The organism is Streptomyces sp. NPDC014907 (assembly GCF_055562975.1).
Genome location: NZ_JBVHEG010000001.1, coordinates 597,683 through 611,244 on the forward strand (window position 1 = coordinate 597,683; position 13,562 = coordinate 611,244).

Annotated in this window: 9 protein-coding genes; 1 reads left to right on the forward strand and 8 read right to left on the reverse strand. The window is 75.7% G+C overall.

What is annotated here, in order from left to right; genetic code table 11:
- The first annotated feature begins 219 nt into the window (after positions 1–219).
- A complete protein-coding gene (locus ACZ3IL_RS02605; RefSeq protein ID WP_467385789.1) occupies positions 220–2,019 on the forward strand; it encodes a TPM domain-containing protein in 1,800 nt (599 codons plus the stop codon).
- A 38-nt stretch (positions 2,020–2,057) separates the two neighbouring features.
- Here ACZ3IL_RS02605 and ACZ3IL_RS02610 read toward each other — a convergent pair whose 3' ends face one another.
- From ACZ3IL_RS02610 to ACZ3IL_RS02645, 8 genes are all read right to left on the reverse strand, one after another.
- On the reverse strand, positions 2,058–4,643 hold the full coding sequence (locus tag ACZ3IL_RS02610; RefSeq protein WP_467385791.1) for a SpoIIE family protein phosphatase: 2,586 nt from the start codon (positions 4,641–4,643) through the stop codon (positions 2,058–2,060).
- A gap of 144 nt (positions 4,644–4,787) precedes the next feature.
- Complete coding sequence (locus ACZ3IL_RS02615) at positions 4,788–5,210, reverse strand: ATP-binding protein (protein ID WP_467385793.1); 423 nt, start codon at positions 5,208–5,210, stop codon at positions 4,788–4,790.
- A 143-nt stretch (positions 5,211–5,353) separates the two neighbouring features.
- The gene (locus ACZ3IL_RS02620) at positions 5,354–5,839 is read right to left on the reverse strand and encodes a (deoxy)nucleoside triphosphate pyrophosphohydrolase (protein ID WP_467385795.1); all 486 of its coding nucleotides are present in this window, start codon (positions 5,837–5,839) and stop codon (positions 5,354–5,356) included.
- 140 nt (positions 5,840–5,979) lie between these two features.
- On the reverse strand, positions 5,980–6,159 hold the full coding sequence (locus tag ACZ3IL_RS02625; RefSeq protein ID WP_467385797.1) for an SPOR domain-containing protein: 180 nt from the start codon (positions 6,157–6,159) through the stop codon (positions 5,980–5,982).
- A gap of 283 nt (positions 6,160–6,442) precedes the next feature.
- Positions 6,443–7,195: a GntR family transcriptional regulator gene (locus ACZ3IL_RS02630; RefSeq protein WP_467385799.1), complete on the reverse strand. Its 753-nt coding sequence runs from the start codon at positions 7,193–7,195 to the stop codon at positions 6,443–6,445.
- A gap of 221 nt (positions 7,196–7,416) precedes the next feature.
- On the reverse strand, positions 7,417–8,991 hold the full coding sequence (locus tag ACZ3IL_RS02635) for a S8 family peptidase (RefSeq protein ID WP_467385801.1): 1,575 nt from the start codon (positions 8,989–8,991) through the stop codon (positions 7,417–7,419).
- Positions 8,992–9,950: 959 nt separating this feature from the next.
- Positions 9,951–10,724, reverse strand: coding sequence for a DUF4232 domain-containing protein (locus ACZ3IL_RS02640; RefSeq protein ID WP_467385803.1), 774 nt, complete (start codon positions 10,722–10,724; stop codon positions 9,951–9,953).
- 144 nt (positions 10,725–10,868) lie between these two features.
- A complete protein-coding gene (locus tag ACZ3IL_RS02645; RefSeq protein WP_467386789.1) occupies positions 10,869–13,514 on the reverse strand; it encodes an AfsR/SARP family transcriptional regulator in 2,646 nt (881 codons plus the stop codon).
- Positions 13,515–13,562: the final 48 nt, after the last annotated feature.

A 13,562-nucleotide genomic window follows, 5' to 3' on the forward strand; every position in this document is an offset into this window, starting at 1 on the left:
GGGGGCCCGTCCGGACGGGCGGGGGTCCGTCCGGACGGGCGGGGGTCCGTCCGGACGGGCGGGGGTCCGTCCGGACGGGCGGGGCCCCGGGAGGGCAGGCAGGGTCCCGGAAGGACGGGCCCGGGTGGATGCCCCGGCCGTACGGCCCCCTCCGGCGCCGGCCCCGAGCGGCTTCCCACCCGATCGCGGGACGACATACCCCGACATAACCTCACTTGTGTGACGCGAACAGTCGCCCGAGTCCTCCTCGTGGCACTGGCGGCGGTGTGGTGGCTCGCCGTCCCCGCCGCGCCCGGTGCCCGCGCCGACGACCCCGTCGTCCCGTCCCGGGACGGCCGGGTCACCGTCCGGGTGGACGCGCCGCGCGACGGACCCGGCGCCCATGACGGTCATGGCGCCGTCCCCGCCGGGCCGCCCGTCCCCCTCCCCCGGGCCGCCCCCGGCGCCGGCGGCACGGGCGGCACCTCCGCCTCCGTTCCGGTCCTGCCCGTGCTGCTGGCCGGGGGCGCCGGGGTCGTGGCGGCCCGGACGCACGCCGAACGGCGCCGGCGGACCCGGACCCGGACCACCCCGGGGAACGGGCAGGGCTGGGGACCGCCGGAGGAGCCCGCGCCGCCGGACCTGGACGCGCTGGACGAACGGGCCCGCCGGCTCCTGGTCGCCACCGACGACGCCGTCCTCACCAGCCGGGAGGAGCTGGGCTTCGTGTCGGCGCGGTTCGGCGAGGAGGCGGTCCGGCCGTTCGTCGAGTCCGTCGACTTCGCCGGGGAACGGCTCACCGCCTCGTTCCGGCTGCGGCAGGGACTGGACGACGCCTCCCCCGGGGACGACGCGACCCGCCGGGCCCTGCTGGAGGAGATCGTCCGGCGGTGCGAGGAGGCGAACGAGCGGCTCGACGCCCAGGCCGGGGTCTTCGACCGGCTGCGGGCCCTGGAGCGGGCCGCCCCGGAGGCGCTGGCCTCGGTCGAGGCCGCGTTCCGGGAGCAGACCGCGCGGATGGGCACCGCCGGGAGCACGCTGGCCGCCCTGCGGGAGCGGTACGCCGCGACGGCGGTCTCGCCGGTCGCCGCCGACGCCGGACAGGCGGAGGACCTGCTGGCCTTCGCGTCCGACCGCGTCGGCCGGGCCCGCCGGCTGATCGGCGCGGGCGACAACGGCGGGGCCGCCGTGCACATCCGGGCCGCCGAGGGCGCCGTGGTCCAGGCGGCCCGGCTGATCGGGGCGGTGGACCGGCGGGCGCGGGAACTGGCCGGGGCGGCGGACAGGCTGCCGGACGCCCTCACGGAGGCGGACGCGGACCTCGCGGACGCCCGGGGCCTGCTGGAGGGGACCGCCGCCGGGATGTCCACGGCCGCCCTCCGGGAGCGGATCGCCCGCGCCGGGACGGCGGTCGCGGAGGTGCGCCGGAGCGTGGAGGCCGGGCGGTACGACCCGATCGGGGCCCTGCGCCGGATCGGGGAGGCCGGCGCGGCGCTCGACGAGGCCCTGGAGGGCGTGCGGGGACGCGAGGCGGACGCGGGGCGGGCCCGCGCGCTCCTGGACCGGACGATGCTGACGGCCCGTTCGGCGATCGGGGCGGCGTCCGACTACGTCACCACCCGCCGGGGAGCGGTGGGCGGCGAGGCCCGCACGCGTCTGGCCGAGGCGCGGCGCCGCTGGGAGGGGGCGCGGGGGCTCGCGGCCGGCGACCCCCGGGCCGCCCTCGCGGAGGCCCGGCGGGCGGACGCGCTCGCCCGGTGCGCGCGGGACCTCGCCGAGCGGGACGTCCGCGCCTACGGGAACCCGGGCGGGACGGCGGGCCCGGGAGGGGTGGCAGGCACGGGAGGGAGCTCCGGCGGCCGGCGGGGCGGGGCGGTGCTCGGCGGCGTCGTCCTCGGCGGACCGGCCGGAGGGGGAAGGGACGGCGCGTCCGGGGACGGTCCGGTCGGGGGGTCCGGCGGGCCCGGCAGCTTCGGCGGCGGCACGCGCGGCCGGCTGGGCGGCCGACCACGTGGCGGGCCGGGCGGCGGGCGCTTCTGACGACGGACCGGCCCCCGCCCGCGTACCCGCCGGAACGCTCAGAACATGCTGAGGAGCTGTTCCACCGTCGGCTCCGTGTCTCCCTCGCCGTCCGGCAGGGCCAGTTCGAACCAGACGGTCTTGCCGCGCGGGGTGCGGCGCGCGCCCCAGGAGGAGCTGAGCAGCCCGACCAGCTGGAGGCCCCGGCCGCCCTCGTCGGTGTCGCGGGCCCGGCGGCGGCGGGGCTGGACCAGGCCCGCGTCCCAGACCTCGCAGACCAGGGTGCGGTCGCGCAGCAGGCGCAGCCGGATCTCGCCCTCGCCGTAGCGCAGCGCGTTGGTGACGAGTTCGCTGACGAGGAGTTCGACGGTGTCGACGAGCGGTTCGAGGCCCCAGGACGCGAGCTGGGCGCGGGCGAGTTCGCGGGCCCGGCCGACCGAGCGGGGCTCCCTGGGCAGCCGCCAGTCGCCGACCGCCTCGCCGGGCAGTCCCTGGACCCTGGCCATGAGGAGGGCGATGTCGTCCTCGCCGTGTCTGGTGTTCAGGCTGGTGAGGACCCGGTCGCAGACGTCCTCCAGGGGGCGGGCGGGGTCGGTGAGGACGCGCCGGAAGGCGCTGAGGCCCTCGTCCAGGGGGTGGTCGCGGGACTCGACCAGTCCGTCGGTGTAGAGGGCGAGGAGGGCGCCCTCCGGCAGCTCGACCTCGACCTCCTCGAAGGGCTCGCCGCCGACCCCGAGCGGCACCCCGGGGGGCACGTCGACCAGGACGGCCCCCTTGCCGGGCTCCACGAGAACCGGCGGCAGGTGCCCGGCGTTGGCGAAGGTGCAGCGGCGGGTGACCGGGTCGTAGACGGCGTAGACGCAGGTGGCGAGGTAGACCTCGGAGAGTTCGGGGCCGCGCGACTTGTGCGCGCGGGACTGCTGGGCGCCGATGGGCGCGCCGAGGCCGCAGGCGATCTCGTCCAGGTGGGAGAGGACCTCGGCCGGTTCCAGGTCGAGCTGGGCGAGGGTCCGTACGGCGGTGCGCAGTTCGCCCATGGCGACGGCGGCGCGCAGGCCGCGTCCCATGACGTCCCCGATGACGAGGGCGGTGCGGTGGCCGGGGAGTTCGATGACGTCGAACCAGTCGCCGCCGACCTCGGTGGCGTCGGCGCCGGGGAGGTAGCGGCAGGCGATGTCGAGGCCCGCGGCCTCGGGGTCGCCGGGCGGGAGCAGGCTGCGCTGGAGGATCAGGGCCCGTTCGTGCTCGCGGCGGTAGAGGCGGGCGTTGTCGATGCAGACGGCGGCGCGGGCGACGAGTTCGGCGGCGAGGGCCCGGTCGCGCTGCCCGAAGGGCTCGCTGCCCTTGGCGCGGGAGAACTGGACGAGGCCGATGACCGTGTCGTGGGCGGTCATCGGGACGACGAGGGTGGACTGCGCGAGGTCGGCGTCGGTGCCCGGCACCGTGCGGACGCGGCCCGTGCGGAGGGCTCCGGCGTACGGGGAGTTGAAGGGGTAGCGGTGGACGGACCCGACCTCGACGGACCCGGCCCCGGCCGGTGCGGCCCCGGGGCGGCCGGCGTCCGGGACGTGCCCCCCGTCGCCCCGGAAGGGGGTGTCGGAGACGGCGCTGGCGAAGGCGACCCGGCGGAGTTCGGCGCTTCCGGCGCCGTGCACGGCGTCGTGGGGGCCGCCCCACCGGCCGGGCGGCGCCTCGTCGCCGGTCAGCAGGGTCTGGTAGAGGTCGACGGACGCGAGGTCGCAGAAGCCGGGGACGGCGACGTCGAGGAGTTCGCGGGCGGTGGCCTCCAGGTCGAGGGAGTTGCCGATGCGGGCGCCGGCCTGGTTGAGGAGGGCCAGGTTGCGCCGGGCGTTGGCGGCCTCCCTGGCCGCGTTGTGGCGGCGGGTGATGTCGATGCCGAGGCCCGCGACGCCGATCGGGCGGCCGGAGCCGCTGTGCACCCGGTAGAGGTTGACGGACCAGTGGCGGCGGTCCCTGGCGCCGGGGGCGGCGCCGACGATCCGGAGGTCGGTGACGGATTCGCCGGTCTCCAGGACCCGCCGGAGGGCGGCGGTCATCCGTTCGGCCTCGGGCCGGCCGAGGTAGTCGTGGACGGTGCGGCCCCGGTGGTCGTCGGCCTCGCCGCCGAAGACGGTGGCGAAGCGCCGGTTGGCCCGCTTCACGGTGAGGTCCGTGTCGAAGAGGAGGAAACCGAAGGGGGACTGGCCGAATATCGCCTGGGAGGCGGCGAGGTCGGTCTCGATGCGGCGGAGGGCGCGCACGTCGACGACGATGCACAGCGCGGCCCGTTCCCCGGTCCGGGTCTCGCTCGGCATGACGTACATCTCGGCCATGCCGCGGGGCTCCTCCTCACCGGGCGCGCGGAAGGGGACGAGGCCCGTCCACTCCTTGCCGTCGAGGATCTCCTTGACGCGCTGGTGGCCGCGTTCACGCAGGCCGGCGGGCATGAAGGCCTCCACGGGGTCCTTGCCCCTGGCCTCTTCCGCGGTGACCCCGAAGAGGTCCACGGCCCTCCGGCTCCACTGCTCGACCAGCCCGTCCGGCCCGATCGAGAAGGAGGCCACCCGGATGTAGTCGTAGAGGGAGCCGGGCGTGCTGCTCTGCCACACGACGCCGCCGTCCGCCGTCCCAGGTATTTCGCTCACGCGACCGTCCCCTCCAGCTCACCGCACCGGACCGGCCATCCCCGCAGTATTCAATACGGCGGTTTCCGGTGGTACGACGTTCACGATCACAGGGTGGTCTCGTTCGTCCCGCTCCGAGTACCGGTGATCGTTGTCCCACCCTCTTTACTCACCAGGGAGAGCCAGCTCGAACCATACGGTTTTGCCGGCCGCCCCCCTGCGGGTGCCCCAGCGGCGCGCGGTGCAGGCCACGAGCCCGAGGCCCCGCCCCCCTTCGTCGTCGGGCCCCGGGGCCCGGGTGGTCGGCGGTTCCGGAAGCGGATCGGAGACCTCCACGAGGAGGGCGGGCGCGCGCGCCGCGCCGGTTCCGTCCGGGGGGAGCCGGACCAGACGGACCCCGATGGGACCGGAGGCGTACCGCAGGGAGTTGGTCACCAGCTCGCTGACCAGCAGGACGGTCACGTCACCGAGGGCGGTGTCGAGTTCCCAGGCCCGCAGGGTCTCGCGCACCGCGTGGCGGGCCGTGCGCACGGCGTCCGCCTCCGCCGGGAAGTTCCACTCGGCGCGGTGGCCGTCGGTGCCGATCACACCCGATCACTTCCCCAGCCGTACGGCAGCGGAGGGCCCACGTCCTCTTCCGAGGGATCAATGGGTACATACCCACCATTCAGCGCAAGTTATCCCACTGGGGGGCGGCTGCGGGCGCACGGTGGCACGAACGGCGTAGGAACTCAGTTCCGTGCTTCGCGGGAGGGCACGGCCGGGAGCCTCAGCGCGGCCTCCGCGACGGCGGGACGGTCCTGATCGAGCCAGTCGACCGAGTCCACCTCGGACCGGGCGAGCCAGCGCAGTTCGTCGTGGTCCTCCAGGGGACGCGGCTCGCCGGAGAGCAGACGGGCGGTCCACACCCGCAGGACGTAGCCGGGCTTCAGCGGCCACTCGCCGGGGACCCGCTCCCCCGGTTCGGCCTCCACGCCCAGCTCCTCGCGGAGCTCCCGGACCAGGGCCTCTTCCGGGGTCTCGCCCGGCTCGACCTTGCCGCCGGGCAGTTCCCAGCGGCCGGCCAGGTCGGCGGGGGCGCTGCGCCGCGCGGCGAGCAGACGTCCCCGGTCGTACAGGGCGGCCGCGACGACGACCACGGTCCCGGCCTCCCGGCCGGGGCCGGAGGTGCGGCGGGACTCGGGGGGCGCGGCGGGGCCGGTGGCACGTTCCGTCATGGACGCGAGCGTAGCCGGGGACGGACGGCGCCCGCGGGGCCGGGGACGGGCGGCCCGCACCGGGACCGGGAACGGGCCTGGGCGGCACCCGCAGGGCCGGGGACGGACGGCCGGCACGGGGGCCGGACGGGCCGTCGCGCTCAGAGGGCGGGGCTGCCGACCCGTTCGATGGAGTAGAGCTGCCGGTGGCCGCGGTCGTCGAGGCTGTCCGCCACCTTCTGGGCCTCGTCCCGGGTCGCGTACCGCCCCACCCGGTAGCGGTTGCCGTTGTCGTCCTGCCGTATGACGTGCCAGGGGAGGACAGGGCCGCTGTCGGTCATCAGGCTTCTCCCTCCGCCGCTCCGGGCGTCTCCGAGGATCTGCGGGAAACCGCGATCCGCATATGCCGAAGCTTACGCCTGACCTTCACACAGCGGATACGCGTTTTCACGAAGAGGCATGGATCGGCCGGTTACCGACGTCGGGAGGCCGAAGCCGTGCCACGGACGCGCCCCCGGGGCCGTCGGTGCGGACGGAAGGAAAGAAAAGGAAAGGGAAGGGCCGGGACGGGCCGGCCTCTCGGGCCGCCCGACCGCTCCGCGCCCCGGCCCACTTCACTTCACTTCACTTCACCGGCAAGTGGTAGGCGATGCGGTAGCGGTCGGCCGGGACCACGACGTCCGCCGTCTCGACGGCGCGGCCCGACGCGTAATAGGTCCGCTCCACGACCATCACCACGTGGCCCGGGACCCCGCCGAGCGCCAGGAGTTCCTCCGCGAGGCCCGGCCGGGCGCCGACCTCCTCCACCACGTTGTCCACGACCACGTCGATGGCGGCCATCCGCTCGACGACGCCACAGCCGCCCAGGGGGCCCTCCTCCGGCAGCATGACCGGGGTCCGGCCGGTGACGGCCAGGGGCTCCCAGGAGGTGGAGACCATCATGGGCTCGCCGCCGTCCCGGTACACGTACCGCGTGCGCATCACCCGCTCCCCCCGCTCGATGCCGAGCCGGTCGGCCACCTCGGCGCTCGCGGGTTCCTGCTCGCTGCTCGACTCCCAGGTGCCCCGGGCCCCTTCGGCCGCCTGTTCCTGGCGGAAGGGGCTGGCACCGGAGGCGGGACGGTAGCCGGAGCGGGCGATCCGGCGCGGCACCGGGCGCTCCCGCACGTACGTCCCCGAGCCCGAGCGGCCCTCCACGAGACCTTCGGCCATCAGCACCTTGCGGGCTTCCAGTGCGACGGTGTCCGACACCCCGTACTCCTCGCGGATGCGTGCCTGCGAGGGGAGACGGGTATGAGGCGGAAGCGAGCCGTTGGCGATCTTCTCCCTCAGATCGCTCGCCACGCGCAGGTAGGCGGGCTGCTCACCGAACGTCACTGGACACTCCCCTCAGGTTGACTGTCAGCTACAGCCTGACAACCGAGGGTCGCGAACCGCAAGCATGGGCCAGAGTTTCACTCGAAGTGATGAAGCGAGGTGCCCGCCCCGCCCGCCGGAGCCGCCTCCCCCGGCGTCGCGGAGGGGGCGGCCGCCCGCCGGCGGCCGCCCTCTCGTGCCTCACGCTCCGCGCACCCGGCGCGGACCGGGACCGGTCCCGGTCAGAACTGCAGTCCCCAGGAGTCGATCCTTCCGGTGTCGTAGGTCGCGTTGTCCGTGACCCTCAGCTTCCACGTGCCGTTGGCGACCTCCGAGGAGGCGTTCACGGTGTACGTGGTGGCGATGTTGTCCGCGCTGCCGCCGGTGCCGAAGGCCTTCAGCGTGTACGCCGAGCCGTCGGGGGCGACGAGCTGGACCTGGAGGTCACCGATGTAGGTGTGGACGATGTTCACCGGCACCTTGAGGGTGGCGGGGGCGTTGCCGGTGACGCCGGTGACGGTGATCGGGGACTCGACGGTCGCCCGGTCGGCGATGGTGTAGTCCGTGGCGTTCTCGAAGCTCTTGCCGGGGGGCGGGGTGGTGCCGCCGTCACCGACGTACAGGAGCCGGTTCGGGGAACCGGTGCCCGGGTTGGTGACGACGTTCGGGGTGGCGGCGGTCGTCAGGGCCGCGGAGACCTGGGCCGGGGTCGCCGTCGGGTTGGAGGCGAGGTACAGCGCGGCGGCACCGGCGACGTGGGGGGACGCCATGGACGTGCCGGAGATGGTGTTGGTGGCGGAGTCGCCGGAGTTCCAGGCCGAGGTGATGGAGGAGCCCGGGGCGAAGACGTCGAGGACCGAACCGTAGTTGGAGTAGCTCGCCCGGGCGTCGGAGCTCGTGGTGGCGCCGACCGTGATGGCCTCCGCGACCCGCGCCGGCGAGTAGTTGGAGGCGTTGGCGCCGTCGTTGCCCGCCGCGACCGCGTAGGTGATGCCGGAGGCGATGGAGGTGCGGACGGCCTCGTCGAGGACGCTGTCCACGCCGCCGCCGAGGCTCATGTTGGCGACGGCCGGCTTGACGGCGTTCTTCGTCACCCAGTCGATGCCCGCGACGACCTGCTCGGTCGTGCCGGAGCCGGAGTTGTCGAGGACGCGGACGCCGACGATCTTCGCCTTCTTGGCGACGCCGTAGGAGCTGCCCCCGACGGTGCCGGCGACGTGGGTGCCGTGGCCGTGGCCGTCCTGGGCGACGTTGTCGTTGTCGATGGCGTCGTAGCCGTTGGCGGCGCGTCCGCCGAAGTCGCCGTGGCTGATGCGCACGCCGGTGTCGATGACGTACGCGGTGACGCCCTGGCCCGCGGCGTCCGGGTAGGTGTAGCCCTGGTTCAGCGGAAGGGCCCTCTGGTCGATCCGGTCGAGGCCCCAGGACGGCGGGGAGGGCTGCGTGGCGTCGATCGTGAAGACCCGGTTCTGGACGACGGACTTCACGGCCGGGTCGGCCGCGAGCTTCCTCGCCTGCGCCTCGGAGAGCTGCACGGAGTAGCCGTTGACCGCCGAGGTGTACGTCCGCTTGATCTTCGCGCCGAACCGGGCGGCGACCGCGCGGCCCTCGGCCGTCTCCGCCGGCGCCGACTCGTCGAGGGTGACGATGTAGCTGCCGGGGACGGTCCCTTCGGCCCCGGCGTTCTCGATGACGCCTTCGGGTGCGGCCGGAGCGGCGGTGGCCGGGAGGGCGGAGAGGGAGCCGAGGGCGAGGGCGGCGACGGCGATGGCCGAGGCGGCGGTGATTCTGCGACGCGAGTCACGCATCACTGACATGTGAGGGGTCCTCCTCATCGGGGCGCGCCGCTGTGGGGGGCGCGCTTCTGTGGGGGGTGCCGTGGGGTCGGTGTGGCGGTGTGGGGGGTTGTGGGGGGGTGTGGGGGGCGTATTTCCGTGGGGGGCGCCGTCGCGGGGCGTGCCGCCACGACGGGTACGGCATGGACATGACAAGACAGCGTGAGAGGTCCACGCCGTCCCGAACGTCCGGCCGTCGAGCGAAAGATTGGCCGATCCACAGGAATCGCACAAGGGTGCCCGGTTTCCCGCAACACGCGTGCCACACGGCCGTCGTGCCGGTCCCGCTCCCGTCCACGCGCGCCCCCGTCGCCGGATCGGGAGGCCCGCGACCGCGCTCACCTGGCACGGTCCGGAACACCGGGGCCCCGGAGGCCTCCGGCCTCACGGACGAACCGGCCGCCCTCCCGTCCCCCGCCACACGGCCGAATTCATCGTGCCGTCACGGAAAGGGCGTTGCCGTCGACGCCGTGGCCGTGCGCCCCCGGCTCCGTGCCGGCGCGGCTCCCCACCCGCGCCCGGTTCCGTGCCGGCGCGGCTCCCCACCCGCGCCCGGTTCCGTGCCGGTCCGGCCCGCACCCGCGCCGGGCTTCCCCCACGTACTCGGCTCCCCGCCCGTACTCGACTCCGGGCCCGGCTCCCCCACGCACTCGGCTTCGCGCCCGCCCGGCCCCGCGCCCGGTCCCGCCCGGTGGGCGGCATGGCGGGCGGCGTTGTGCCGGTGCCGCCGGAGGAACAGGTCCGCGCCGCCCGGGGAACCCGGTGCGGCGCGGTCTCTTCGTGGTGGCCGGGAACGGCCTGCCGGGCGACGGCGGTCCCGGCCCGGCCCCGTCCCGGGACCGCCGTGGTGCCGCCGCGCGGGACGGGACGGGGCTCACGGCCCGAGAGGGCCCTTCCGCCCGGAGGGCCCTCTCGTCCGGGGCCCTTCCGTCCCGGTCCGGTCAGAACTCGTCGGCGCCGTTGCGCAGCTCGTGCGTCCAGTAGCCCGTCTTCGAGGCGGCCTCGTTGACCGCGAGGCCGCCGGCCGGGGCCTTGACGACGATGCTGCCCTCGGCCGGGCCGTCGGAGGCGAAGAGGTTCACGTTGAACTCCGTCACGACCTTGGTGTCCTCGTGGGCGCCGCCGAGGGTGATGCGCACGTTGGCGTACGCGGGCTGGCCGGCCTTCAGGACGACCGGGGCGGCCGGCTTGCTCTTCGCGACGGCCGGGATGTCCTTGGCGGTCTGGATCGGGCCGAAGGCGAGCAGCGGGTACTTGAGGAGGGTGCAGGTGCGGCCGGAGGTGTTGGTGGCGGTGAGGACGATGTGCTCGGTCGGGCCCTCGTCGCCCTTCGCCGCCGTGACCTTGATGTCGCCGTGGGCGCAGGCCGGGGCCTTGGTGGAGGACATGCCGCCGCCGGTGGAACCGGTCGAGGCGTTGGTGCCCTTGCCGCCGCCCGTGGAACCGCCGGTCGTGGAGCCGCCCGTGGAACCACCGCTCGTGGAGCCGCCGGCGGAACCGCCCGCGGAGCCCGCGTCCGGGGCGGAGGAGCCGCCCGTGGTGCCGGTCTGGGCGGCCGTGCCCCCGGCGGTGGTCCCCGCGGCGGACGCCTGGGTGGAGGCGGCGCTCCCCGCGTCCTTGGCCCCGGTGTCGGAACCGCCGCAGGCGGTCAGGCCCAGCGAGAGGGCGGCGATGGCGGCGGCGGCCAGGACGGTGTTCCTGCGGTGGTTGCGCATGGTGGTTCTCCCCCGTAAACGCGGTCGGACGACGGGCGCTCGGTACTCGCCCGCCGGGGCACCCTTCCGGTGCCTTCGCACCGGTTCGTCGTTCGGTGCTGTATCCAGCTTCCCGCCCCGTACTGCCGTCCCGCTTACGCGCCGCTAACGATCCGCTGACAGGCGCGAGAGACGGGCCGCGGCCCGCGCCGAACCCTCGGTGAAACCGGCCGCGTCGGACGCCGCGATGGCACGTTCCAGCTGGTCGGCGGCCTCTTCGAGGCGCCCGATCCCGGCCAGCGCCTCGCCCCGGACGATCTGGAGGTTGGCCCGTACGACGACCGCGTCGGGTGCGGCGAGCTCCTCCGCGCGGAGGGCGTGCGCGAGCGCCGCCTCGTACTCCTCCGCCTTCAGGCAGTGGCCCGCCAGGTGCTGGAGGGTCAGCACCTGGGTGGAGGGGTGGCCGGTGCGGTCGGCGAGGGAGACCGCGTGCAGCATGAGCAGGCCGGCCCGCTCGTGCTCGCCGGTCGCGTCCAGGACGGCGGCGTGGTTGACGTAGGCGATCGCCTCGCTGATCGCGTCGCCCGCCCGGGCCGCCAGACCGGGCGCCTTCTCCAGGTGGACGAGCGCCTCGGCGTTCCGGCCCTCCGCGTGCAGCACCCAGCCGAGCAGGGCCCGGGCCCGGGACTGCGCGTCGGCGTCGCCCACCCGCTCGGCGGAGGCGAGCCCGGCCTCCAGGACCGGTGTCCAGCCGTCCCCGATCCGCGACAGCGTCAGCGGCCACTGCACCAGGGCGAGCCGCCAGGCCCGGTCGTGCAGCCCGAGGGCCGCCGCGGCGGTGACCGCGCCCTCCAGCGCGGCGCGCTCCGCCGCGTACCAGTCCAGGGCCGCCGTACGGTCCTCGAACTCCCGGACCCCGGCGGGCCGCCGGGCGTCGGCGGGCAGCGCGTAGCAGGGCTGGGAGCCCGGCTCCGCCGCGGCGTCGGCCGCCAGGCCCGTGTAGAGGTAGTGGTCGAGGAGGCGGATCAGCCCCTCGGGGTCGGCCTGCGGGGCGAGGTGGCGGGCGTAGAGGCGCACCAGGTCGTGCGGGGTCCAGCGGCCGGGGACGGACTCGGTGAGCAGGTGCGCGGCGGCGAGCCGTTCCAGGTCGGCGGCGGCCTGCGCCGGCGAGGTCCCGGCGAGCGCGCCCGCCGCGAACCGGTCCAGGTCGGCCCCCGTGTGCAGGCCGATCGCGCGGAACATGCGGGCGGCGGAGTCGGGCAGTTGCTGCACGGTGAGGCGGAGCGCGGCGGAGACGCCCCGGTCCTCCACGTCGAGCAGGCTCAGCCTGCCCTGCTCGTCGGCGAGTTCGCCGACCATCGCACCGAGGGTCCAGCCCGGCCGCTCGGCGAGCCGGGCCGCCGTCACCCGCAGCGCGAGCGGCAGCCCGTCGCAGAGCCCGGCCAGCCGCGCGGCGGCGGCGGGCTCGGCGGCGATCCGGTCCTCGCCGAGGACGGTGGCGAGGAGGGCGGCGCCGTCGGCCTCCGGCAGATGGCCGAGCGGCACCGGGCGGGCGGCGTCGGAGGCGATGAGACCGCCGAGCCGGTCGCGGCTGGTGACGAGCGTCGCGCAGTGGTCGCCGCCGGGCAGCAGCGGCCGGACCTGCTCGGAGGAGCGGGCGTTGTCGAGGACGACGAGCAGCCTGCGCTCGGCGGTCAGGGAGCGGAACAGCGCGCCGCGCGCCTCGACGCCCTCCGGCATCCGCTGCGCCGCGACGCCGAGCGCGAGCAGGAAGTCGCGCAGGACGGCGGCGGTCTCCGGAGCGGGCGTCTCGCTGAAGCCCTTCAGGTCGGCGAAGAGCCGCCCGTCCGGGAAGTCCGCGCGCCGCTCGTACGCCCAGTGGATCGCGAAGGAGGTCTTGCCGACGCCCGCTGGCCCGGTGACGAGACAGACCGGCCCGTCCCCGCCGCGCACCGCCCGGTCGAGCGCGGCCAGCTCGGCGCCGCGCCCCGTGAAGCCGCGCGGCGCGCGCGGCAGGCCCTCCGGCACCGGGACCCGGGCGGGGGCGACGGGGCGCGGCGCGGCGGCGGGCTCGGCGGAGCGCAGCAGGGTGGCGTACGCCGCGCAGAGCGCCTCACCGGGATCGACGCCCAGCTCCTCGGCGAGCAGCCGGCGGGTCCTGTGGTACCAGTCGATGGCGTCCGACTGGCGGCCGGAGCGGCCGAGGGCCAGCATCAGGGCGGCCGCCAGGGACTCGCGCAGGGGGTGGGCGACGGCCTCGGTGCGGAGCACGGCGGCGGCCCTGGCGTGCTCGCCGAGCTGCCCGTACGCCTGCGCCAGCGCCTCCACGGAGGCGAGCCGCAGCTCCTCGAGCCCGCCGGCGGCCGCTTCCAGGGGGCGGCTGTGGACGGTGCCGGTGAGCGCCGGGCCCTGCCAGTACGACAGCGCCTCCCGCAGCATCCGCACCGTGTCGGCGGGCTGCCGCTGCACCCCGGCGAGCCCCACCAGCTCCTCGAACCGGTGCACGTCCACCAGCGACTCCGGCATCCGCAGCACGTACGCCGAACCCTGCGTGGCCAGCTCGACCCCGTACGCGTCGGCCCCGTGCTCGGCGAGCAGGGCCCGCAGCCGCGAGACGTGCCCCTGGAGGACGGTCTTGGCGTGGACGGGCGGCTCTTCCTCCCACAGGGCGTCGATCAACTGCCCCACGTTCACGGCGCTGTTGGGCCTCAGGAGAAGCATGGCGAGGAGACTGGACCGCTTGGCGGGTCCCAGGGCTACCTCCCCGTCCTCCGTCACCATCGCGACGGAGCCGAGCAGCCGGAACTCCACCTTGCGTACCTCCGCTGTCACTCTCCCCGTTGTCCCCGGCAGTCGAGG